The organism is Burkholderia sp. A9, assembly GCF_000801975.1.
The window spans coordinates 1-23,500 of sequence record NZ_JSZN01000039.1 but is presented as its reverse complement, the minus strand read 5'-3'; the positions used below and the strand labels follow the sequence as shown (position 1 = coordinate 23,500).

The 23,500-nt window shown below is 65.5% G+C and carries 16 protein-coding genes; 11 read left to right on the top strand and 5 right to left on the bottom strand.

The window, feature by feature from the left end; genetic code table 11:
* Nucleotides 1-20 precede the first annotated feature (20 nt).
* The 11 genes from rfaE1 (at nucleotide 21) to PI86_RS14685 (ending at nucleotide 17,730) form a co-directional block, all read left to right on the top strand.
* Nucleotides 21-1,457, top strand: coding sequence for a D-glycero-beta-D-manno-heptose-7-phosphate kinase (gene rfaE1 / locus PI86_RS14735; protein WP_052319464.1), 1,437 nt, complete (start codon nucleotides 21-23; stop codon nucleotides 1,455-1,457).
* Between the two features lie 162 nt (nucleotides 1,458-1,619).
* The gene (locus PI86_RS14730; protein ID WP_039323902.1) at nucleotides 1,620-5,276 is read left to right on the top strand and encodes a glycosyltransferase; all 3,657 of its coding nucleotides are present in this window, start codon (nucleotides 1,620-1,622) and stop codon (nucleotides 5,274-5,276) included.
* Between the two features lie 60 nt (nucleotides 5,277-5,336).
* The gene (gmd, locus tag PI86_RS14725) at nucleotides 5,337-6,371 is read left to right on the top strand and encodes a GDP-mannose 4,6-dehydratase (protein ID WP_039323899.1); all 1,035 of its coding nucleotides are present in this window, start codon (nucleotides 5,337-5,339) and stop codon (nucleotides 6,369-6,371) included.
* The gene (locus PI86_RS14720) at nucleotides 6,349-7,266 is read left to right on the top strand and encodes an NAD-dependent epimerase/dehydratase family protein (RefSeq protein ID WP_039323897.1); all 918 of its coding nucleotides are present in this window, start codon (nucleotides 6,349-6,351) and stop codon (nucleotides 7,264-7,266) included. The genes gmd and PI86_RS14720 overlap by 23 nt, the downstream gene beginning before the upstream one ends.
* The gene (locus PI86_RS14715) at nucleotides 7,263-8,411 is read left to right on the top strand and encodes a glycosyltransferase family 4 protein (RefSeq protein WP_039323894.1); all 1,149 of its coding nucleotides are present in this window, start codon (nucleotides 7,263-7,265) and stop codon (nucleotides 8,409-8,411) included. Before PI86_RS14720 ends, PI86_RS14715 begins: the two co-directional genes overlap by 4 nt.
* A gap of 28 nt (nucleotides 8,412-8,439) precedes the next feature.
* The gene (locus PI86_RS14710) at nucleotides 8,440-9,516 is read left to right on the top strand and encodes a glycosyltransferase family 4 protein (protein WP_039323892.1); all 1,077 of its coding nucleotides are present in this window, start codon (nucleotides 8,440-8,442) and stop codon (nucleotides 9,514-9,516) included.
* Complete coding sequence (locus PI86_RS14705) at nucleotides 9,513-10,703, top strand: glycosyltransferase (protein WP_039323890.1); 1,191 nt, start codon at nucleotides 9,513-9,515, stop codon at nucleotides 10,701-10,703. Before PI86_RS14710 ends, PI86_RS14705 begins: the two co-directional genes overlap by 4 nt.
* A gap of 482 nt (nucleotides 10,704-11,185) precedes the next feature.
* Complete coding sequence (locus PI86_RS14700) at nucleotides 11,186-12,151, top strand: UDP-glucose 4-epimerase family protein (protein WP_014897877.1); 966 nt, start codon at nucleotides 11,186-11,188, stop codon at nucleotides 12,149-12,151.
* A gap of 5 nt (nucleotides 12,152-12,156) precedes the next feature.
* Nucleotides 12,157-13,173, top strand: coding sequence for an MraY family glycosyltransferase (locus PI86_RS14695; protein ID WP_039323886.1), 1,017 nt, complete (start codon nucleotides 12,157-12,159; stop codon nucleotides 13,171-13,173).
* Nucleotides 13,174-13,185: 12 nt separating this feature from the next.
* A complete protein-coding gene (locus tag PI86_RS14690) occupies nucleotides 13,186-15,069 on the top strand; it encodes a polysaccharide biosynthesis protein (protein ID WP_039323883.1) in 1,884 nt (627 codons plus the stop codon).
* A gap of 318 nt (nucleotides 15,070-15,387) precedes the next feature.
* The gene (locus tag PI86_RS14685) at nucleotides 15,388-17,730 is read left to right on the top strand and encodes a protease pro-enzyme activation domain-containing protein (protein ID WP_235362807.1); all 2,343 of its coding nucleotides are present in this window, start codon (nucleotides 15,388-15,390) and stop codon (nucleotides 17,728-17,730) included.
* 117 nt (nucleotides 17,731-17,847) lie between these two features.
* On the opposite strand, the gene PI86_RS14680 is transcribed toward PI86_RS14685, so the two are convergent.
* The 5 genes from PI86_RS14680 to PI86_RS14660 are packed head-to-tail and all read right to left on the bottom strand — an operon-like array spanning nucleotide 17,848 to nucleotide 23,275.
* The gene (locus PI86_RS14680; protein WP_014897873.1) at nucleotides 17,848-18,954 is read right to left on the bottom strand and encodes an MraY family glycosyltransferase; all 1,107 of its coding nucleotides are present in this window, start codon (nucleotides 18,952-18,954) and stop codon (nucleotides 17,848-17,850) included.
* Nucleotides 18,955-18,981: 27 nt separating this feature from the next.
* Entirely contained in the window at nucleotides 18,982-20,004 is a 1,023-nt protein-coding gene (galE, locus tag PI86_RS14675) for a UDP-glucose 4-epimerase GalE (protein WP_039323880.1), read from the bottom strand.
* A 14-nt stretch (nucleotides 20,005-20,018) separates the two neighbouring features.
* Complete coding sequence (locus PI86_RS14670; RefSeq protein ID WP_014897871.1) at nucleotides 20,019-21,155, bottom strand: glycosyltransferase family 4 protein; 1,137 nt, start codon at nucleotides 21,153-21,155, stop codon at nucleotides 20,019-20,021.
* Between the two features lie 42 nt (nucleotides 21,156-21,197).
* Nucleotides 21,198-22,022 carry a glycosyltransferase gene (locus tag PI86_RS14665; RefSeq protein ID WP_039323878.1) on the bottom strand — a complete coding sequence of 275 codons (825 nt, stop codon included), beginning with the start codon at nucleotides 22,020-22,022 and terminating at the stop codon, nucleotides 21,198-21,200.
* The gene (locus tag PI86_RS14660; protein WP_014897869.1) at nucleotides 22,019-23,275 is read right to left on the bottom strand and encodes a lipopolysaccharide biosynthesis protein; all 1,257 of its coding nucleotides are present in this window, start codon (nucleotides 23,273-23,275) and stop codon (nucleotides 22,019-22,021) included. The genes PI86_RS14665 and PI86_RS14660 overlap by 4 nt, the downstream gene beginning before the upstream one ends.
* Between the last annotated feature and the right edge of the window lie 225 nt (nucleotides 23,276-23,500).

Sequence of the window (23,500 nt, the reverse complement as noted above, 5' to 3'; positions counted from 1 at the left end):
CTTTGGAAATAACGTCCCCCATGCATAAACCCCAGCCCGCTAACGCGATCAGACCTCGAATCCTGGTGGTTGGCGACATCATGCTTGATCGCTACGTCATTGGTGGCGTCTCTCGCATTTCTCCTGAGGCGCCGGTTCCCGTTCTGGCGGTCGGTCGCGAAGAGAATCGGCCCGGTGGTGCTGCGAACGTGGCAGCCAACGTCAGTGCCATGGGCGGTGACGCAACACTGCTTGCGGTGGTCGGTCACGACAGCGCGTCGATCGAGCTTCAGAAGTGCTTGCAGGAGTACGGTGTACGGACCCTGTTCGTGTCCGACCCCGAGGGCGGCACGACGCAGAAGACGCGCTTGATGGCGGGTGCGCAGCAGATCGCCCGCGTCGATCGCGACGTGCGGCCGACGGCGCGCACCCAGGCGCTGCTGCTCGAAGAATTCAGGCGCGTCGGATCCGAGCATGACCTGATCGTGCTTTCCGACTACGCGAAGGGTACGCTGGACCACCTGCCGGAATTCCTGGCGGCCGCCGCTGCCTTGAATGTTCCGACACTGGTCGATCCGAAACGGACCGACCCCGCGTTCTATCGCGGCGCCACGTTGCTCAAGCCGAACAATTCCGAATTCATCGGACTGTTCGGCAACTACACGTCCGACGATGAACTGCTGGAGCGAGCACAGCAGGTGTTGGCTGATCTGAACTTGCGGCATCTCGTCGTGACCCGTGGCTCGAAGGGCATGGTCTACGTGAGCCAGGACGGCCAGCCGGGCAGCATTCCCACGCACGCACGTGATGTCTTCGATGTGTCGGGCGCCGGCGATACCGTACTCTCGGCACTCGCACTGGCGCTGGCCCGCGGTACGTCGGTATCCGAGGCGGTGCATATCGCCAATGTGGCCGCAGGCATCGCTGTCTCTCATTCCGGCACCTATGTGGTCAGCGCGGATGAAGTTCGCGATCAACTGTATCCGTCACGCCAGCATGCCCCCAAGCTGGTGGATGAGGAAACCCTCGGGAAGCTATTGCTGACGCATCGGCAGCGCGGGGAATCCATCGTATTCACCAACGGCTGCTTCGACACGCTGAATCCTGGCCATATCCGCTTCCTCAACGAAGCGCGTGCGCAGGGCGACATTCTGGTCGTGGGGCTCAATTCCGATGCGTCGGTGCACGCGCTCAACGGTTCCAGGCGCCCAGCCAATCCCTTTGCCTATCGCGCCGAAGTGCTGGCTGGCCTGGCGGCAGTGGATTACGTGGTGGCGTTCGATGCGCCGACACCGTTGCAATTGATCGAGTCCGTCGAGCCCGACGTCCTGGTGCAGGGCAGCGACGAGGAAGTGCAGGACATCGTCGGCCATGACGCGGTAAGTGCGCGGGGAGGCCGCGTGGTCGCGCTCGAACTCGGCGATGGCGACTCGACCACCCGTGTCGTTCAGCAGATCAGCGCGGTGCGTGATCGATGACCTTGTTTGCTGTAGAACAGGCGCGTGGCCTGTGCGCGTTGTGCGATGCCCGGCCGCGATGGGCTGTTTCCATCAGCACGCCCCGACGTGTTGTTGCGCCGGATCGTTCCGGGGTCGCGACGGCCTGGTCGGCGTCGGTCGCTCAAGTAAAGTAGGACAACCATGCGAATCGTTATTGACATGCAGGGAGCGCAAACCGAGAGCCGCTTCCGGGGCATCGGGCGTTATTCCCTTTCATTGGCGCAGGCCATTGCCCGCAATGCGGGCAACCATGAAATCTACCTGGCGCTCAGTGGACTTTTCCCTGAGACCATCGGACCGATCCGTCAGGCATTTCGAGGGCTGGTGCCGCAGGAGCGGATTCGGGTCTGGCAGGCGCCGGGGCCGATGCGCTGGATCGACGCGCAAAATGCGTCGCGTCGCGCCATTGCCGAACGCGTGCGCGAGGCGTTTCTGGAAACGCTCGATCCCGATCTCGTGCTGGTCACCAGTCTGTTCGAGGGATTGGGCGACGATGCCGTCATCAGCATCGGGGCATTGGGTGAACCGCTGCCGACCGCGGTCATACTGTACGACCTGATTCCGCTGATCAACCCGGACGAGCAATACCGGACGAACCCCGTTTATCGTGGCTATTATGCCGACCGCATCGAAAACCTGAAGCGGGCACGCCATCTTCTCGCGATCTCGGATAGTGCCCGGCAGGAGGCATTGGGTGCATTGCCTTTTGCGCCCGAGAAGGTGACCAATGTGTCGGGCGCGTGCGATGAAATGTTTACCCGCGTCGTGCCCGATGCAGACTCGCTGGCGACCCTGAAGCGGCGCCTGGGGGTGACGAGGCCATTCATCATGTACACGGGGGGAGCCGATGCGCGCAAGAACCTCCCGCGGCTGATCGAGGCGTTCGCCCAGCTGCCTGACACGTCGCGCCAACACCACCAGCTGCTGTTTGTCGGTCGCATGCCGCAGTCGGAAGTGAGCGCGCTTCGTGCACATGCGCAACGCGCCGGCCTGCGCGCCGACGAGCTGTTGTTCAGCGATTACATCTCCGATGACGAGCTGCTGGCGTTGTTCAGTACCTGCAGCCTGTTTGTCTTCCCGTCCCTGCACGAAGGCTTCGGTTTGCCGCCGCTGGAAGCGATGGCATGCGGCGCCGTGGTGATCGCTGCCGACGCCGCCAGCCTTCCGGAGGTCATGGGCAGCCCCGAGTCGTTGTTCGATCCGCAGTCGGTCCCGTCCATCAGCGCCAAGATGCATCAGGCGCTGACCGACGAGGGCCTGCGTGCGCGGTTGCTGGAGAACGCCAGGACCCAGGCTCAGGCATTCTCGTGGGATCGCAGCGCCAAGCTCGTGCTGGAGGCCATCGCGCCCTTCGAGCGACCGCGTGAGTCGCGCGCGGTGCGCGCCGTGACCTTCGAGCGCACCACGCTGTTCGAGCCGAAAATCAAACGGATCCTGCTGCTGAAGCTGGATCACATGGGCGATCTGCTGCTGGCGGTGCCGGCCATTTCCCGTCTGCGCGCCCGATACCCGAAGGCCAGTATCGATGTCGTGGTGGGTAGCTGGAACCAGGCGTTGGCTCAAACCCTGCCATTCTTTGACCGGGTGTTGACGCTCGACTACTTCAAGCGCAAATCGTCGCTGCAGGCAGAGCTGTCCGATGGTTCGTTGGCCGAATTCGTGAAGGAGCTGGGTTTCTACGACCTGGCGATCGATTTGAGGCGACAGCCTGATACGCGATTCGTCCTCGCACAAGTCGAGGCGGGGCTCAAGGTCGGCTACGGCTGCCTCAATCCCGCCATCGATGCGAAGCTCGACATCGCACTGCCCACGTACCAGGACCTGCCGTTCGTGGAAACGCCGCTGAATCGCATGTCGATCAGCGAGCAGATGCTGGCGCTGGTCGACGCACTGCCGGCTCATCCGTCCGACTATGTGGTGTTGCCGCCGATCGCGACCCCGCTGCAGCAGCATACGCGTGCGGTTGCGCTGTTTCCCTACGCGGGTGGCGATGCCAAGGAATGGCCGGTTGTGCGATTCCACGAGTTGGCACGCCGGCTGGCCGCGGATTCCGCGGTGGAGCTCGTCAGCGTGTTCTTTGCCAGCGAAAAGGAAGCCCAGCGTTTCAGCTTCGACGGCATTGAAAAAGTAGTGATTCAAGCGGGGCTCAGCATCCCCGAACTGATGCGGCATCTCGCCGGCCACCAGCTATGCGTCGCCAACAATTCCGGCGGCGCGCACATGGCGGCCTATCTGGGCGTGACGGCGCTCGGGGTCTATGGCGGGCTGGAAACCGCGCACGAATGGGCACCGGTGTTCGGCAACAGCTATGTCTTGCATAATGAGGCAGCTTGCTCGCCCTGCCACATTCCTGCGCGACGCGATTGCCCGCACAACTTTTTCTGTCTCGATGACATCACGGTGGACGAGGTGTTTGCCCGCTGCCGGGAACTGCTTGCTCAGAACGGTGGGGCGCTGCCGACGGCACCGTCACGTCCGAGCATCAAGTCGACGCGCAAGAAGCTGTTCCAGGCCCTCGCGCCGTTGGTACGTCAATGCAACGAAGACGAACTGAGTCGAGTGGCGCAGGGCATTGCGCTCAGCTTGCCCACGCGCACGCGCCGTGCGCTCTTTGTCGACGTATCGGAGCTGGTCAGCCATGACGCCCGGACCGGCATTCAACGGGTCGTGCGGAGTATCCTGAGCGAGCTGCTCAAGGATCCACCGAAGGATTTCGAGGTGTGGCCGGTCTACGCAACGCACGACCGAACGGGTTACTTCTACGCGAAACGTCTGCGGTCGCGATTCATGGGGCAGGGCGACCCCGGGTCGGTGCAGGAAGATCCCATTGATTTCCAGGCAGGCGATGTCTTTTTGGGGCTGGATCTGAACCCGTACGGCATCGGCGTCCAGGAAGCGTTTCTCGATGAAATGTCGCGTCAGGGCGTTCGCATCCAGTTTGTGGTGTACGACCTCCTGTGCGTGCAGATGCCCAGCTACTTTGCGCCGGGGAGCGAGGAGCTGTTCACGAAATGGCTGAACACGATCTCCCGTTATGACGGCGTCGTGTGCGGCTCCCGGACGGTGTCGGAGGAATTCACGCAGTGGTTGCACCAGCATCATCCCCAGCGCCAGGACGCGCTCGAGGTGGGCTGGTTCCATTACGGCGCGGATGTACAGAATTCGCGACCGAGCACCGGCATGCCGAGCGACGCGCCCCGTATACTCAACGCGCTGCGCGCGGCCCCCAGCTTCTTGATGGTGGGGACGGTCGAGCCGCGTAAGGGACATGCCCAGGCGCTGGCGGCTTTCGAGCAGCTCTGGCAGCAAGGTACGGCGGTCAATCTGGTGATCGTCGGCAAATCCGGGTGGCTGGTCGAGAAGCTGGTCGCCCGTCTGCGGGCGCATCCCGAGCTTGGAAAACGACTATTCTGGCTGGAGAGCATCAGCGATGAATACCTGGATCAGGTCTATGGCGCTTGTAGCTGTCTGCTGGCGGCTTCGGAAGGCGAAGGCTTCGGGTTGCCGCTGATCGAGGCGGGTCGCAAGCATCTGCCGATACTGGCGCGGGATTTGCCGGTGTTCCGTGAGGTGGCGCTGGACCATGCGCATTATTTCCACGGCACCAGCGGCGAAGCGTTGGCGCAGGCCGTGACACACTGGCTCACGCTGTATCGGCAAGGCGCACACCCGAAGTCAGAGGGAATGCCCACGCTGACCTGGGAAGCCTCTGTCCAGCAATTGCTGGGCAGCGTACTGCCGACGCACCAGGTCATCCAGGCCGTCACCCGCATGGAAGTCCCTGCGGAGACCGAGTGACATTGCCGTCAATCATCCGATCAAGATTTTGCAAGAGAACTTAAGATGAATTCTCAAACTATGAAAGTTTCCATCATTACCGGCATCACCGGCCAAGACGGCGCCTATCTCGCCCAACTCCTGCTCGAGAAGGGCTATCAGGTGTATGGCACCTATCGCCGCACCAGCTCGGTGAACTTCTGGCGTATCGAAGAACTCGGCATCGCCAAGCACCCGAACCTGCACCTGATCGAATACGATCTGACGGACCTGTCGTCGAGCATCCGCCTGCTGCAGACGACCGGTGCCACGGAGGTCTACAACCTCGCCGCGCAGAGCTTCGTCGGCGTGTCGTTCGACCAGCCGGTCACCACGGCGGAAATTACCGGCATCGGTCCGCTGAACCTGCTCGAGGCGATCCGCATCGTCAATCCGAAGATCCGCTTCTACCAGGCGAGCACGTCCGAAATGTTCGGCAAGGTGCAGGCCATCCCCCAGATCGAGTCGACGCCGTTCTATCCGCGCAGCCCGTATGGCGTGGCCAAGCTGTATGCGCACTGGATGACGGTGAACTACCGCGAAAGCTACGATATCTTCGGCTGCAGCGGGATCCTGTTCAATCACGAATCGCCGCTGCGCGGCCGCGAGTTCGTCACGCGCAAGATCACGGACTCCGTCGCGAAGATCAAGCTTGGTCAGCTCGACGTGCTCGAACTGGGCAACATGGACGCGAAGCGCGACTGGGGTTTCGCGAAGGAATATGTGGAAGGCATGTGGCGCATGCTGCAGGTCGACGAGCCGGATACCTACGTGCTGGCCACGAATCGCACCGAAACCGTCCGCGATTTCGTCCGCATGGCATTCAAGGCGACCGGTGTCGACCTCGAGTTCAAGGGCAGCGACGTGAATGAAATCGGCGTCGATGTCGCGACCGGCAAGACGGTGGTGCGCGTCAATCCGAAGTTCCATCGCCCGGCCGAAGTCGACCTGCTGATCGGCAACCCGGAGAAGGCGAAGCAGCAGCTGGGCTGGGAGCCGACGACGACGCTCGAGCAGCTGTGCGCCATGATGGTTGAAGCGGATTTGCGTCGCAATGAACTCGGCTTCTCGTTCTGACGCGCCGCGCGCCCTGGTGACGGGGCTCGGCGGCTTTACCGGCGACTTCCTGGCGCAGTCGTTGCGCGCGGCCGGCTATCGCGTGTTCGGCACGACGCACGGTGCCGAAACGACGGGGCCCGATATGTATCGGGTGGACCTGTGCGACCGCGCGGCGCTCGCACAGGTTGTCGCCGACGTGCAGCCGGACGTGGTCGCGCATCTTGCCGCGATCGCGTTCGTCGCGCACGGTGACGCCGAGGCGATCTACCGCACCAACGTGGTCGGCACGCGCAACCTGCTCGACGCGCTCGCGTCGCTGGAGCGTCGTCCGCGGGCGGTGCTGCTGGCGAGCAGTGCCAACATCTACGGCAACGCGGCGGTGGAAGTCATCGACGAGTCGGTTGAGCCCAACCCGGCGAACGATTACGCGGTGAGCAAGCTGGCCATGGAGTACATGGCGCGCCTCTGGCGCGACAAGTTGCCCATCGTCGTCGCGCGTCCGTTCAACTACACGGGTGTCGGGCAGTCGCCGCAGTTCCTGCTGCCGAAGATCGTCAGCCATTTCCAGCGCGGCGAGCGCGTGATCGAACTCGGCAATATCGACGTCGAGCGCGATTTCTCCGACGTGCGCCGCGTGGTGGATACCTATCGGCGCTTGCTGGAGCTCGCACCGGCCGGCGGGGTGTTCAACGTGTGCTCCGGCCGCGCGGTGTCGCTGAAGGCGGTGATCGCGATGATGGAGCAGATTGCCGGCTACACGATCGAAGTGCGCGTCAATCCGGCTTTCGTGCGCGCGAATGAAGTGCACCGGTTGCAGGGCGACTGTACGCGGCTGCAGGCCGCCATTGGCCCGCTCGAGGACATTCCGCTGGAAAGTACGCTGCGCTGGATGTTTGGCGGAGGGCGTGGGTGAAGGTCGGTTTCGGCACGACGGCTCTCGCGCGGAGCCGTGCGCATGGCGGCGTCGACGGTATCGGTTCGTATACGCGCGAATTGGGGCAGGCGCTGATCGCGCGGGGCGGGATCGACCTGGTCCCCGCCGGCTTTGGCGCGACCGTCGGCGACGACGTATTTCCGGGCGCCCGCCCGGCGATCGATCTCGGCCGGCATGAGGTCGCGACGGTGCTGGGCGCCGTGACGCCGTGGTCCGCCATCGACGAGAAGGCGCTGCGCGCGGAACGCCTGGATGTGTTTCATGCGACGGATCACCTGATTCCGAAGCTGTCGTCGACACCGGTCATCGCGACGCTGATGGACGCGATTCCATTGTCGCATCCGGAGTGGACGACGATTCGGCTGGCGGCGCTGCGGCGTTGGCTGCTGCGTCGCTCAGGTGCCTGGGCCGACCATGTGATCACGATCTCCGATTACTCGAAACAGGAAATCGTCGAGCATTTCGGCATTGCACCGGAGCGGATCTCGGTGGTTCCGCTGGGTGTCCATCCCCGGTTCTTCGAACGGGTCGAGCCCGCCGAGCGCGAGGCGGTACTGAAGCGCCTCGGCTTGCCGGCGCAATTCTTCCTGTGCGTCGGGACCCTGCAGCCGCGGAAGAACCTCGAGCGCGTGCTCGACGCCCATGCGAGCTTGCCGGCCAATCTGCGCCGCGAGATCCCGCTGGTGATCGTCGGCCGGGCAGGGTGGGGCTGCGAGCAACTCGTTGCACGCTTGCGCGCGGACGACAGCGGCAGCGTTCGCTGGCTCGAGTATCTGCCCGACCTTGAGGTGCGCGCGCTGCTGCAGTCGGCCAGTGCGCTCGTGTTCGCGTCGCTGTGCGAGGGTTTCGGGTTGCCCGTCGTGGAAGCTTTTGCGTCGGGCCTGCCGGTCGTGGCCTCCAGCACGACGTCGGTTCCCGAAGTCGCGGGCGACGCGGCGATCCTGGTCGATCCCGCTCGCAGCGGCGACATCGCCGACGGCATGAGAATGATCGTCGAGCAGCCGGGCAAGGCCGACGTGCTTCGCGCGGCCGGACTGGCACGGGCGCGCGCGCTGAATTGGCCAGCTTGCGCGGAGAAGACGCTGGCCGTCTACGCAGCCGTCCTGGGCGGAACACGTCGTTAATGAATCAATTCGCTTCGAGGAGCACCGCGTGAAGTTGGGGGTGGACATCACCTGGATGGTGGGCAACTACCGCGGCATGGGGCGCTTCGCCCGACAACTGGTGGCGCCGGTCGGCGAGTCCGTGCTGGGTTTCGCGCCGAGCGGGGTGAGCGCCGACGATTGGCCGTGCGTCAGCAAAGGGCGCGGTTTCTTCCCGTGGTGGGAGCAGGTCGAGTTGCCGCGGTTGTGCCGCGAGCAGAAGCCCGACTATCTGCTGTGCCCGTACAACACCGGGCCGCTGCGCTCCACGGGCAACACGCGGCTGATCGCGGTCATTTACGATCTGATCTACCTGCAGCCGTGGAGCGTGCTGCCGCCGGCGAGGTCGCTGTATCAGACCGCCGGGCGCGTGTACCGTCGGCATGTGGTGCCGCGGCTGGCGCGCCGGGCCGACGTCGTGCTGACCATCTCGCGGTTTACGCAGCGGGAACTGGTCGACACGTTCGGGCTGAACGAGGCCGACGTGCACGTCATCCCGTGCATGATTTCGGACGACTGGTTCGACGCGCCGGTGAGCCCGGCGGCGCGCCGGCCGTACCTGTTCACGGTCGCGGGCGAGGTGCCGAGCAAGAACGTCGAGCGCCTCCTGCAGGCGTTCGCGATCGCGCGGCCGGCGCTCGGCGCTGACGCTACGCTGAGGATCGCGGGGATCAAGTCCGACCATCACGCGCATTTTCTCGGGCGGGCGGCAGCGCTCGGGCTCGCGGGGGCGGTCGAGTTGCTCGGCTACATTTCGCGGGACGAACTGCGCGAGCAGTACCGGCACGCGCGCGCGTTCATCTTTGCTTCGCTGTTCGAAGGGTTCGGCATTCCGCTGCTGGAGGCGATGGCGTCGGGTACGCCCGTTGCGTGCAGCAACACGACGTCGATGCCCGAGGTGGTCGGCGACTGCGGCCTGCAATTCGATCCTTTCTCGGTGGACGACATGGCGGAGCAGATTCGCCGGGTATGGAACGACGGCGCACGATTCGACGTTGCCATCGGCGACGGTGTGGCCCGCGCGCGGTCCTTCTCGGAGTCGGCCGTGCGTCCGTTGATTCAGGATTTCTGGACGCATCTACCATGAACCAGGACAAGAAGAAGCTGCTGGTGCTGACGCCACGGTTTCCGTATCCGGTGATCGGCGGCGACAAGCTGCGGATCTACCATCTGTGCCGGGTGCTGTCCCGTCATTACTCGCTGACGCTGCTCAGCATGTGCGAGACCGAAGAGGAGATGCACGCGCCGCTGCCGGACGATGGCGTATTCGACCGGGTCGAACGCGTGTGTCTGTCCCGCCGGCGCTCATACGTGAATACGCTGCTCGCCTTGCCGACCCGCACGCCGCTGCAGGTGGCGTACTACCGCAGTCGCGCGTTTGCGGCGGCGGTGGCGCGCTTGCTGCCGTCGCACGACGGCGCATTCGTGCATCTCGTGCGCTGCGCAGAGTATGTGCGCAAGTCGGACAAGCCGCGCATCCTGGAGATGACCGATGCGATCTCGCTCAACTACAGCCGGGTGAAGCAGCTGAAGAATGCCCGCGGGCTGAAGTCGCGCGTGTTCGGCATCGAGGCGAAGCGCCTGCTCGATTACGAGCGCACGATCGTCAACGATTTCGACCTGTCGGTGCTGGTCTCCCGGACCGACCGCGACTACCTGTTTCCGGATGCGTCCGCGGCGAAGGTGATGGTGTGCTCGAACGGCGTGGATCTGTCAGGCCTGCCGTACACGTCGCGCAGCATGGCGAGCCGGGTCCTGATCTTCATCGGCGACATGCGCACGGTCCAGAACCAGGACATGTGTCACTTTTTCGCGGAGGCCGTACTGCCGTTGCTGCGCAAGCGTGCCGACTATCGCTTCCGGATCGTCGGGTCCATCGCGCCCGCGCTGGCGGAACGATTTCGCGCGTATGACGGCGTCGACGTGACCGGCCGGGTCGAGTCGGTCGCGCAAGCCGCATCCGATGGCGCAATCGGCGTGTGCCCGATGCGCATCGGCGCAGGCGTGCAGAACAAGATTCTCGAGTACATGGCGCTGGGGCTGCCGGTGGTCACGACGTCGCTGGGCCACGAGGGCCTCGGTGCGGAAAGCGGCCGCGATCTGCTGATTGCGGATACGCCGGAGCAATTCGTCGATCGAATCGAGCAGCTCGTCGCCGACGAGGCCGGGGCAGTCGAGATGACGGCGCACGCGCGCGCCTTCGTCGAGCACGAGCACGGGTGGGAGCGGATGCTCGCGCCGCTCGTCGACAAGGTGGGGGCGTTGCTGGCCTGAGCGGCGGCACGTCCGGCGCGCGTGGCGCCAGAGGCCGCGGACGTGGGGCGCATGGCTTGGTTGCTGCCGATCGGCAAGGTTACAATGGCCGCGCATCGATGCGGCACCGTCGGCACGCGTGGCCGATGGCCGTCGGCCAGGATCGGGCAACGGTGAAGCCACCGTCCGGCAAGCAGGACAAGCCGCGCCACGCGACGTTTTCATCTGATTCGGAACCCGAACATCACTTTGCCTTTCCATCCGGTTGCATCCGGCAGCACATGCGTTGATGCACCGCCCGATGCCTGTCGCGCGGCGCCGATTGATGACGGCGCCGTCGATCGACGTGCTTCCCGTCTTCGAGATCCCGACGTGCTTGTCTCAGCCTCCCTTTCAGTTCCCCCGTGCCGGGCCTCTGCGTTTCGGCACGCGCTGCCTGCCCGCGCCGTGGGCGGGTTCGCGCCGCTGCACCATGCCGTCAGCCGACCACGCAGGAGGGCGCGATGACCCATCTCGTCGTCACCGGCGCCAACGGCTTCGTCGGCCGAGCGGTCTGCCGTCGCGCATTGCAGGCCGGGCACACCGTCACCGCGCTGGTACGGCGACCGGGCGGCTGCATCGATGGCGTGCGCGAATGGGTGCACGGCACCGCCGATTTCGATGGCCTGGACGAAGCGTGGCCGGCCGACCTGGCCGCCGATTGCGTGATCCATCTCGCCGCCCGCGTGCACGTGATGCGCGACGAGTCGCCCGATCCCGACGCTGCGTTCGACGCCACCAACGTCGTCGGCACCTTGCGTCTCGCCAAGGCCGCGCGCCATCACGGCGTGCGCCGCATCGTGTTCGCGAGCAGCATCAAGGCGGTCGGCGAGGGCGACGACGGTGTGCCGCTGTCGGAAGCCTTCGTACCCGATCCGCAGGATGCATACGGCCGCTCGAAGCTGCGCGCGGAGCGGCAACTCGCGCAGTTCGGTGCGTCGGCAGGGCTCGACGTCGTCGTCGTTCGTCCGCCGCTCGTTTATGGTCCGGCCGTCCGCGCCAACTTCTTGCGGATGATGGATGCGGTCGCCCGCGGGGTGCCGTTGCCGCTCGGCGCCGTTGCGGCGCGCCGCAGCATCGTCTACGTCGAAAACCTCGCGGATGCGCTGCTGCGCTGCGCACTCGACCCGCGCGCGGCCGGTGAGTGCTTTCATGTCGCCGACGACGACGCGCCGTCGGTCGCGGGCCTGCTGCGTCTCGTTGGCGACGCGCTCGGCAAGCCGGCGCGGCTGATCGCGGTGCCGCCGGCGCTGCTGCGTGTGCTCGGGAAGCTGACCGGCCGCCGTGCGGCCATCGACCGCCTGACCGGCAGCCTGCAGCTCGATACCGGCCGGATCGGGCGCGTGCTCGGCTGGCATCCGCCCTATACGACCCGCCAGGGCCTCGAAGCGACTGCCGCATGGTATCGTTCGCGCGATACACAACAATAATCGACATGCACCTCCCGATCTCCACATGGCATGCCGCGGCCATGGTGGCGCTGGTCGCCGCCATCGCATCGACGGCGATCCTGCGCATGCTGCTCGCGACCGGTCTCGCATGGCGTCTCGCCACCGATATTCCGAACGATCGTTCGCTCCATACGCTGCCGACGCCGCGCGTCGGCGGCTGGGGGATCGTGCCGGTCTGCGTGGTCGCGCTGCTGGCGCTTGCGCCGGCGTTGTGGCTGATGGCCGTCGCCGCGGCGGGGCTGGCCGCGATGTCGCAGATCGACGACCGGCGCGGGCTGCCGGCCCGCGTGCGGTTCTCGGCACACCTCGCGGCAGTGGTTGCATTGATCGTCGTCTTTCCGGCCGATGCGCCGTGGTGGCTGCTCGTCGGCGTCGGCTTCGTGATGGTCTGGCTGACGAACCTGTACAACTTCATGGACGGCGCCGATGGCCTCGCGGGCGGCATGGCGCTGTTTGGCTTCGGGGCATACGCGATCGCGGCGCTGACCGGGGCGCATCCGTCCCCGGATCTCGTCGTGGCCGGCGCGGCCGTGGCCGGTGCGGCGTTCGGCTTCCTGTTGCTCAACTTTCATCCGGCTCGCCTGTTTCTCGGCGATGCAGGCTCGATTCCGCTGGGATTCCTGGCCGGCGCGGTCGGCTACTGGGGATGGCGTGCCGACGCCTGGCCGATCTGGTTTCCGGCGCTCGTGTTCGCTCCCTTTATCGCTGACGCATCTGTAACACTTCTGAGACGTTTGTTACGCGGTAAAAAGTTCTGGCAAGCGCACCGGGAGCATTATTATCAAAGGATGGTCCGCTCGGGGGTAGGTCACCGTCGGACTGCTCTTTATTGGTACCTCATCATGCTCGCAGGCATAATCGTCGCCGTGTGGGCAAAGGGCCGCCCCGAACAGCAGCAGTGGCTGTTGTTTTTCGCATGGTATGGCGTCCTCGCATGTATCGGGTTGGTGATCGACGTGCGTTGGCGCCGGTTTCAGTCGGCCGCCGAAAACAACTCTTGAGGTTTCCTGCCGATGTTGCGATCCAAAGCATCGTGGCTGTCACTGAGTGCTTTCCTGTTCGACCTGACGGCGGTTGTCGCCTCGTGGTTGTTCGCTTATCTCGTTCGTTTCAACGGCAGCGTTCCGTCTGATTTCCTGGGCGGCGCGGTGACCGCGCTCGTCTGGACGCTGCCGGTCTACGCGCTGATGTTCCATGTGTTCGGCTTGTACCGCGGCCTGTGGGTGTTCGCGAGCCTGCCCGACCTGATGCGCATCTCGAAGGCGGTCGGCGGCGGCGGCGTGATCGTGATGATCGGGGCCGTGATGTTCCAGCCGTCGCCGATCATTCCGCGCTCGGTGCTGCTGGTATCGCCGCTGATGCTGTTCCTGCTGATGGGCGGCGCCCGTGCGCTTTACCGTGCCACGAAGGAGTTCTACCTGTACGGCGGTCTCGTCGGCCAGGGCAAGCCGGTGCTGGTCCTCGGCGCCGGCACGGCCGGCGCGAGCCTCGCGCGCGAACTGTCCCGTTCGGGCGAGTGGCGCCTCGTCGGCCTGCTGGACGACGACGTCACCAAGCAGGGCCGCGAGATCTACGGCTACAAGGTGCTCGGTTCGTTCAACGACCTGAAGCACTGGACCGACGCGATGAAGGTCGAATACGCGATCATCGCGATTCCGTCGGCGTCCGTCGAGACGCAGCGCCGCGTCGCGACGCTGTGCGTGCGCGCCGGCATCAAGGCGATGGTGCTGCCGTCGCTGACCGCGCTGATGCCGGGGCAGGGGTTCCTGTCGCAGGTGCGCAATATCGACCTCGAGGACTTGCTGGGGCGCGATGCCGTGACGATCGACACGCCGCACGTCGAGGCGCTGCTGCGCGGCCGCGTCGTGATGGTGACGGGCGCGGGCGGTTCCATCGGCTCCGAACTCTGCCGGCAAATCCTCCGTTTCGCACCGGCGCAGCTCGTCGCGTTCGATCTGTCCGAATACGCGATGTACCGGCTCGCCGAGGAGTTGAGGGAGCGTTTCCCCGATCAACCCGTCCTCCCGATCATCGGCGACGCGAAGGATTCGCTGCTGCTCGACCAGGTGATGTCGCGCTATGCGCCGCACATCGTGTTCCATGCGGCCGCATACAAGCACGTGCCGTTGATGGAAGAGCACAACGCGTGGCAGGCGCTGCGCAACAACGTGCTCGGCACCTATCGGGTCGCGCGCGCGGCGATTCGCCACGGCGTCCGTCATTTCGTGCTGATCTCGACCGACAAGGCCGTCAACCCGACCAACGTGATGGGCGCGAGCAAGCGTCTCGCCGAGATGGCGTGCCAGGCGTTGCAGCAGACGAGCGGCGGCACGCAGTTCGAGACGGTGCGGTTCGGCAACGTCCTCGGCAGCGCGGGCAGCGTGATCCCGAAGTTCCAGCAGCAGATCGCGAAGGGCGGCCCGGTGACGGTCACGCATCCCGAGATCACGCGGTTCTTCATGACGATTCCGGAAGCCTCGCAACTCGTGCTGCAGGCGTCGAGCATGGGGCACGGTGGCGAGATCTTCATTCTCGACATGGGCGAGCCGGTCAAGATCGTCGATCTCGCGCGCGACCTGATCCGTCTGTACGGCTTCTCGGAAGGGCAGATCCGGATCGAGTTCACGGGGCTGCGGCCTGGCGAGAAACTCTACGAGGAACTGCTCGCGGACGACGAGACGACGACGCGCACGCCGCACCCCAAACTGCGGATCGCGCGTGCGCGGGAAGTGCCGGATCACTTGCTCGACGAATTGCTGCCGTGGCTGATGCAGAACCGTGTGCTGAGCGACGACGAAGTCCGGCGCGATCTGCGACGCTGGGTGCCGGAATACCAGTCGACGGTTGCGCCCGTGCTGCAGAGTGTGCCGGACGTGCGGGCGGCATCGAACGAGTGAGTGTCACTGGCGCGATGCGTGTGCCGGTCGTGCCCCCAAAAAAGCGCCCATGAGGCGCTTTTTTCGTTTCGGGCACCGGATCGCGCCGGTATCGGCTTCCGCATTCACGCGGCGCGATCGTGCCGAGCGACACGTCGATCGTTCGGTGCTCGTCCACGCGCATCGACCGGCCCCATTCATTTGACTACCGGCCGATTCCTTCCTATGTTTTCCTCAAGGTTGCCGTGCGATTGCCGTAAAGAACAAAGGTGAAAAGCCAGATACGAGAGATCTACGGTCCATACCAATCCAATGAAAGCGCAGCGTATTGCAAGGGGAATGAGCGCGGCACTCATGGTGTTCGCGCTCGCCGGGTGCGGCGGCGACGAGAGTCCGACGGCCGCCACTGCCACTGTGCAGACCGGCAAACTGTCGGCACTGCGTGCCACGGGCAACGTGGTGAGTGCGGCGCCGATGAGCGCGACGGCGCCGGTCCATGTTGCGCTGGTACTCAAGCTGAATGACGAAGCCGGGCTGAATCGCTTCGTGCAGGACGCGCGAACGCCGGGCAGCGCCAGCTTCGGGGCCGTGTTGACTGCCGCGCAGATCGCGGCGCGCTACGCGCCTACTGCCGGCCAGGTCGCCACCGTGCAGGCCTATCTGCAAAGCAAGGGCTTCACGAACATCAACGTCGCCGGCAACAACATGATCGTCGAAGCCGATGCACCGGCCGGCGTGATATCCGGGGTGTTCCAGACGACGCTGGTGCCGGTCGCGATGGCGGATGGCAGCCGCGCGCATATCAACACTGCCCCCGAGACGATGCCGGATGCGATCGGCGGCGTCGTTCAATCGGTTCTGGGGCTCGATACCGCGACCCGCCTGCATCCGCATTTCGTCCGCGCCACCCTGTCGGCGGCTGCGCCACGCGCGAATGCGTCGCCGACCACGGCGGCCGTGACGGTCGCGCACAATCCGACGGACTTCCCCGGCATCTACTCGATGGGGAACATGCCGACCGCCGCCAACATCACCGTCGGCATCATTGCAGAAGGCGATCTGACGCAGCCCGTCATCGACCTGGCCACCTTCGAACGCAACAACCAGTTGCCTGCCGTACCCGTTTCGGTGATCAACGCCGGGTTGCGGAGTGCCGACACGAGCGCGAACATCGAATGGTCGCTCGATAGCCAGACCATTGTCGGGATGTCCGGCGGCGTCAAGCAACTCAATTTCTATGTCGCGCCGTCCTTCGCGTGGAGCGATATCGCGCTCGCGATCAATCGTGCCGTGACGGATAACACCGCCCGCGTCGTGAACATGTCGATCGGCGGTTGCGAGAACTGGGCCCCGACGGCTGCCATGGACACGCTGTTCGAGCTCGCCGTGGCGCAGGGGCAGACGTTCGCGGTCAGTTCCGGGGATTCAGGCAGCGTGGCGTACGGCTGCTCCGGCACGTCGGTGCAATATCCGGCCACGTCCCCGTATGTCGTGGCAGTGGGCGGCACCTCGCTCTATACGAACGGGAACGGCAGCTACGGCGGCGAGATGGCGTGGGACTCCAGCGGCGGCGGCATCAGTGGCATCGAGCCGATTCCATCGTGGCAGTCGAACGTTCCGGCGCTCAAGGGCCGCGCCTTTCGGGGCATGCCGGACCTCGCGTTCGACGCCGATCCGAACAGCGGCGAACGGGTCGTCGTGGGCGGGCAACTCGAGATCGTAGGCGGGACCAGCCTGTCCGCGCCGCTGTTTGCCGCGACCTGGGCGCGCATGCTGTCCGGTGCCTGCGCGACCAACCTCGGGTTCGCGGCGCCCACGCTGTATAGCGCCGAAACCACGACCCCATCGATCTTTCGCGATATCACCAACGGGTCGAACGGCGCATACAGCGCGGGTTCGGGATGGGACTTCGTGACGGGCTGGGGCACGCCGATCATCAGCACGCTGCATTCGTCGATATGCGCGCCGACGTCTCCGATCTACGGCGGCGCCGTCAACGAAGGGACGACCCTCAGGCCGACACAAATCGTGTACTCGGCGTCCCAAAGCCATCGACTGGTCATGCAGGATGACGGCAACCTCGTGCTGTACAACACGACCAATGGCGCCGCGGTATGGAATTCGGCGACCAACGGAAACGCGGGCGCCTATGCCGTGTTCCAGACCGACGGCAACTTCGTGATCTACAGTACGAGCGGCAATGCGCTGTGGTTCTCGTCGACCAACGGCACATCATATGGCCAGAGTCTTGTCATACAGGACGACGGCAACATGGTGATCTACCGGTTGTCGGTACCCGTATTTGCCACGGGGACTTCCGCGTCGGGCCTGGCGAATTCCTCGAGCGGCCCGGCCGTCTGGCAGGGGGGCGTCACGCTGAGCAGCGGCCAGAGCTTTACTTCAGGCAACGGCGCAAACGTGCTCGTCATGCAGGGTGACGGGAATCTGGTGCTGCTTCGCCAGGGCGTTGCGCAGTGGAGTTCGGGTACGGCGAATCATCCGGGTGCCTATGCGACGATGCAAACGGATGGCAATCTGGTCGTCTACAGTTCGGCGGGGGCGCCGCTCTGGTATTCCGGCACGAGCGGAAATCCGGGGGCGGTCACTGACATTCAGGACGACGGTAACGTCGTGATCTACACGCAAGCGCCAGGCTGGAGCACGAATACCTCGGGAAGCTAGTCGTCCGTTCGTCGAGCCGCCGCGGCGCCGTCATGATCCTGTCGGCAACGGCGGTTCGTCCGTCGCAGGAGCATGCGCGGTGGCGCGAACCGGCAACCCGCCGGCCGCCCGCCGCGCTCAATGCCCGCGCTTTTCCTTCCTCACGACCATCCACCTCGGCACCCTGAACCGCACGATGCTGAGGTACAGCCACACATAGGTGAGCGCGAACAGCACCACGAACACGAACAGGTGCACGGTGTGCCGCCAGAACAGCGTCGCCGGAATCACCGCGACGAGGCACAGCAGCCACAGATACGGCGACGTCAACGAGTTCCGCCGCGTCAGATCATGCGCGTGCTTCGTGCCGACGGCCCAGCGCATCAGCCGCTTGTACACCAGCATGTGAAGGTGCACGCCGTCCGGGATCCCCGGCGACATCCCGCGGATGAATTTCTTCCGGTAGATCGAGAAGCAGGTCTCGAAGATCGGGTACATGAACAGCAGCACCGGGTACCACGCGGACACTTCGCGATTGCGCATCACGAGCATGATCGCGAGTTCGGCGAGCATGAAGCCGATGAAATACGCGCCGCCGTCGCCGAGAAAGATCAGCCCCGCGGGGAAATTCCACAGGAAGAAGCCGAGCACGGCGCCCATCATGATGATCGACGCGGACATCACGACCGGGTCGTTGACATGGAATGCGACATACGCGAGCGACGCGAACATCATGAAGCTGACCATCGACGCGAGCCCGTTGAAGCCGTCGATGATGTTGATGGCGTTCGCCAGCGCCGCGACCGCGAGCACCGTGATGAACGCCGAGATGGCCACGTAGCCGAGCAGGAAATCGAGCGGCGGCACGCTGATGCGCTTGACCGCGATGCCCAGCAGCCAGAACGCGAGCGCGGCCGCGCCCATCGTGCACAGCAGCCGCGCGCGCGGCGACACGCGCTTGGTGAGGTCCTCGACGAGGCCGGACAGGAACGCCGGCAGCCCGCACGCGACGATGCCGAGAATGCTGCCGGCGATCGTCGGATAGCGCCGGGACAGGATCAGCGAGGCAATCACGACCCCGGCGAGGATCCCGATGCCCCCGACGCGCGGCACCGGCCGCACGTGGAATTTCTGCACGCCGGCCAGGTCGCTGTCGATCGAGAATTTCTCGTGCAGATGCGCATAGCGCACGATGAACAACGTGACGAGCAGGGAAACGATGAAGCCGGACGCGAAGCTGAGCATGGGATCGCTCGAAAAATGGACAGCGGATTATACAAAACCGCGCGGGTTCCCCTCCTGCCATTTCCAGTGGTCGGCACACATCTCGTCGATCCCGAGCGTCGCGCGCCAGCCGATCAGGTCGGCTGCGGCCTGCGGGTTCGCGTAGCACTCGGCGATGTCGCCCGGGCGGCGCGCGACGAGTTCGTACGGCACGGGCCGGCCCGACGCCTTCTCGAACGCGCGCACGACTTCCAGCACGCTGTAGCCCTGGCCCGTGCCGAGGTTCACGACGAAGCTCGCGTCGCGCGTGACGAGCGCGTCGAGCGCGGCGATGTGTCCCTTCGCGAGATCGACGACGTGGATGTAGTCGCGCACGCCGGTGCCGTCCGGCGTCGGGTAGTCGGAGCCGAACACGCGCAGCTTCTCGAGCTTGCCGACCGCGACCTGCGCGACGTACGGCATCAGGTTGTTCGGGATGCCGGCCGGATCCTCGCCGATCAGCCCGCTCGCATGCGCGCCGACCGGGTTGAAGTAGCGCAGCGTCGCGATGCGCCACGACGGGTCCGATACCTCGAGATCGCGCAGGATCTGCTCGGCGATCAGCTTCGACTGGCCGTACGGGTTGGTCGCGGACAGCGGGAACGATTCGTCGATCGGCGAGCGCTCGGGCACGCCGTACACGGTAGCCGACGAGCTGAACACGAACTGCCTGACGTTGCGCTCGCGCATCACCTTGAGCACGGCGAGCAGCCCGCCGATGTTGTTCTGGTAGTACTCGAGCGGCTTCGCGACCGATTCGCCGACCGCCTTGAGCGCCGCGAAATGGATCGTGCCGGTGATCGGATGCGCGTCGAACACCTTCGCGAGCGCGGCTTCGTCGCACACGTCGACCTGGTGGAACGCGGGCGTCCTGCCCGTGATCTGCTCGATGCGCCGCACGGACTCGGCCTTGCTGTTGACGAGGTTGTCGACGATGACGACATCGTAGCCGTTGTCGAGCAACTCGACGGCCGTGTGCGAGCCGATGTAGCCCGCACCGCCGGTGACGAGGATGGTGCCTTTAGCGGTCATTCTGATGCGCTCCTTCAGAGTGTGATGCCGGTCAATGTATGAATGGTCTGCCGGTAGCGTTCGACGACCTGCTGCTCGTCGAATTCCGCGGTCACCTTGCGGCGGCCGCGCGTGCCCATCGCGTCGCGTCCGGCGGTCCCGAGTTCGATCATGCGGATCAGCTGTTCCGCGAGGCTCGCGCTGTCGCGCACGCGGCACAGGAAACCCGTTTCACCGTCGGCGACGACGTCGCGGCAGCCCGGTACGTCGGTCGCGACGATCGGGCGGCCCATCGCCGACGCTTCCATCAGCGTGCGCGGTACACCTTCGCGATAGGACGGCAGCACGACGCAGTCGGCCGCCGCGATGTGCGGGCGCACGTCGTGCGCCTCGCCGAGATACTCGACGACGCCTTCGCCGACCCATGCGTCGACGTCCGCGCGACCGATCGCGCTCGGGTTGTCGACGCCGAGCGGCCCGAGCAGCTGGAAGCGCGCCTGCGGGTAGCGGGCCCGCACGACGCGCGCGGCCTCGACGTACTCGCGCACCCCCTTGTCCCACAGCAGCCGGCCGATCAGGATGAACACCGGGCCGTCGCCGGCGGGCAGCGGCACCGGCGCGAACTGGTCGAGATCGACGCCTTCGCCGTGCAGCAGCCGTGCGCGATCGGGGTGCGCGAGCAGCTGCTCGTCGGTGAAGGTCGCGAGATCGTCGCGGTTCAGGAACCAGACTTCACGCGGGAAGCGGAACGCGAACCGGTACAGGCGCTTCGCGACGCTGGCCGCGCGGCTTTTCTGGATGAACACGTAGCCGAGCCCCGTCGTGACCGCGATCGACGGCACGCGCGCGAGCCACGCCGCGATCGAGCCGTAGATGTTCGGCTTGATCGTGTAATGGAACACGAGATCGGGCAGCAACGCGCGGTAATGGCGCACCAGCGCGGCCAACGTGCCGAGATCCTCGCGCGGGCTCGTGCCTTTCGACGCGACGGCCAGCGCAACGTAGCGGCAGCCCATCTGCTCGAGCAGCGGCACCGTGCGGTCGTGTGGCGCGATCACGATGACCTCGGCGCCACGCGCGACGAGCGCACGGATCAGCCCGTGGCGGTACGTGTAGATCGCCCAGGCCGTGTTGCAGACGAGCGCGATGCGCAGCGGGGAGGTGGCGGACATGAAATAAAAGAAAAATAAAGCGTCGAAAATGCCGGTTACCCGTCAGGCGGACGGCCGCGCGGCGAACAGCATCTGCTTGATCCGCTGCAGCGTGCGGTACGGCGTCACGAAATGCAGCAGGTTCTTGGCGAGGCCGGCCCAGTCGTACGGGTTCAGCGCGTTGAAGTGACGCAGCAGCAGCGACAGGGTCGACATCAGCTGGCGGCGGCGCTTGGTCGCGCTGATACCGCCCTCGTTGAGCTCGTAGTAGAGGCCGAGCTCGGGCAGGTTCGCGCAATCGTAGCGCTGCATTAACCGTAAAAAAAGATCGAGATCCTCGGCCGCGCGGTATTTCGCGCGGTAGTTGCCCACTTCGCGCACCGCGTCGATGCGCAGCATGACCGACGGATGCACGAGCGGCGAGCGCAGGAAGCGCGTGCGGCGCAGCGTGCCCGGATCGGCGGGCGGCGTCAGCATGAAGCGCGGCTCGCCGGCGCGCGAGACGACCTGGGTCCACATGCCGACGCAGGCCACGCGCGGGTGGGTGCCGAGATACGCACGCTGCTTCGCGAGGCGCTGCGGCGCGGCGAGGTCGCCGGCGTCGATGCGGGCCGCATAGCGGAAGCCGCGCGCCGCGAGCGCGTCGATGCCGGCCTCGAGCGCGCGCTCGATGCCGACGTTCTGCGGCATGCGCAGGACCTCGACCGTGAGGCCGGGCAGGTCGGGCGCGACGATCGGCGGCGTGCTGCCATCGTCGACGATCAGCACGTGGACCGGGGCGTCCTCGCGAAACGATGCGAGGGTCCGCACGACATCGTCGTGCCCGTTGTAGGCCGGCATCAGCACGGCCACGTCGTCGAGCGGGGGCGGGCAATCGGGAGACGTCATGGGCGCAGCTTGAAACGAATGTAATAAAAATTAACGGCGGCGGCGGCGACATAGCCGGCCGCCAGCCCGACCAGCGCGCCGTACAGGCCGAGCCGGGGAATCGCGAACACGTTGACGAGCGCTGCGATCGCGAGCGCGAGCACCCATTTCGCCAGCAACACGAATTTTGCTTGATATTTGAGAACGATAAGATTGCCTATCGCCTCGATGCCGGCCGGCACGGACAGCCAGACGGCCCAGCGGAAGATGTCGACCGACGCCTCGTAGCCGCGGCCGAACACCTTGCCGACGATGAGCGGTGCGGCCGCGTCCAGCACCAGCGCGCCGGCCGTCATCAGGGCGGCGGTCATCGCGATCAGCCGGACGATGTTACGGCGCAGCCGCACGACGTCCTGCACGCGGTAGATGAAAGCGGGCGCGATGGTCTGCGCGAGCATCAGCGCGAGCGTGATCCAGTTCTCGTTGAGTTGCTGGGCCGCCGAGTAGCGGCCGAGGTCGGCGAACGACACGTGACGCTCGAGCATCAGGCGGTCGAGCTTCAGGAACAGGTACATGCAGATCAGGCCGAGCCAGAACACGGTGCCGGCGGTCGCAAAGTGCCTGAACAGCGGCTTGTCGAACGTCCAGCCGAGCGTGCCGCCGTTACGATGGCGGTAGTAGAGCAGGAGCGCGAAGCCGATCGCGGCGGCCTCCAGCGCCCACAGCCACGCGAAGCGGGCGGGGCCGGCGGCCGCGCGGACCAGCAGCCAGACGAGCAGCGCCTTCGCCAGCGCCGTGATCATGCTGGTCACGAGCTGCGGCTTGCTGTAGGTCATGCTCTGCAGCCACGCGTTGATCACGCCGACGAACGGCTCGCGGAACACCATCGTGACCGCGAGGCCCGCGAGCATCGCGCCGACGAGCGGATCGAACGCGCCGGCGCCGATCGCGATCCAGGTCGCGACGAGCGCCGCGGCGGACACGCCGATGCGCAGCGCGAAGGCGCTGCCGAGCACCGCGCCGAGTTGCGCGGGCGGGCGCTGGACGATGGTCGGAACCAGGATTTCGGCGCCGCACACCCAGGTGAGCGGCGCCAGTACGAGGAGAAGCGTATTCGCATACTGCCATTTGCCGAACGCGTCCGGCCCGAAATAACGGGCCAGAAGACCGCTGATCGCGATCGCGACGCCGATCTGCGTCAGCCGTTCGAGCCCCAGCCAGACCAGGTTCGCGACGGCCTTCGCGACGTCCGGGTTGCCGAATCGCTTCAGCATGCGAAGCAGCCGCACGCATGCGAAGCGGCCGGCAGGGCGCCCGAGGGCGGCGGGTTGGCGGAACGGCTAGGCATTAAAATGGGCGACATGCGCGTCATCAAAACCGGCGATTATAAGTTGGAACGGCGCCGCTCCAGCCGTCCCGTTCCTCGTTCGCAGGCCCCGCATGTATGATGCCGGGCACACGCGAGAGGCGGCCAGATTATTTTCCATGCACGCAACCGA

Coding starts and splice junctions, on each gene's coding strand:
- PI86_RS14665 (WP_039323878.1), bottom strand. CDS start 22,022: ATGACGTCTCCCGATTGCCCGCCCCCGCTCGACGACGTGGCCGTGCTG.
- gmd (WP_039323899.1), top strand. CDS start 5,337: ATGAAAGTTTCCATCATTACCGGCATCACCGGCCAAGACGGCGCCTAT.
- PI86_RS14690 (WP_039323883.1), top strand. CDS start 13,186: ATGTTGCGATCCAAAGCATCGTGGCTGTCACTGAGTGCTTTCCTGTTC.
- PI86_RS14730 (WP_039323902.1), top strand. CDS start 1,620: ATGCGAATCGTTATTGACATGCAGGGAGCGCAAACCGAGAGCCGCTTC.
- PI86_RS14720 (WP_039323897.1), top strand. CDS start 6,349: ATGAACTCGGCTTCTCGTTCTGACGCGCCGCGCGCCCTGGTGACGGGG.
- PI86_RS14695 (WP_039323886.1), top strand. CDS start 12,157: ATGCACCTCCCGATCTCCACATGGCATGCCGCGGCCATGGTGGCGCTG.
- rfaE1 (WP_052319464.1), top strand. CDS start 21: ATGCATAAACCCCAGCCCGCTAACGCGATCAGACCTCGAATCCTGGTG.
- PI86_RS14685 (WP_235362807.1), top strand. CDS start 15,388: ATGAGCGCGGCACTCATGGTGTTCGCGCTCGCCGGGTGCGGCGGCGAC.
- PI86_RS14680 (WP_014897873.1), bottom strand. CDS start 18,954: ATGCTCAGCTTCGCGTCCGGCTTCATCGTTTCCCTGCTCGTCACGTTG.
- PI86_RS14705 (WP_039323890.1), top strand. CDS start 9,513: ATGAACCAGGACAAGAAGAAGCTGCTGGTGCTGACGCCACGGTTTCCG.
- PI86_RS14700 (WP_014897877.1), top strand. CDS start 11,186: ATGACCCATCTCGTCGTCACCGGCGCCAACGGCTTCGTCGGCCGAGCG.
- PI86_RS14660 (WP_014897869.1), bottom strand. CDS start 23,275: ATGCTGAAGCGATTCGGCAACCCGGACGTCGCGAAGGCCGTCGCGAAC.
- galE (WP_039323880.1), bottom strand. CDS start 20,004: ATGACCGCTAAAGGCACCATCCTCGTCACCGGCGGTGCGGGCTACATC.
- PI86_RS14670 (WP_014897871.1), bottom strand. CDS start 21,155: ATGTCCGCCACCTCCCCGCTGCGCATCGCGCTCGTCTGCAACACGGCC.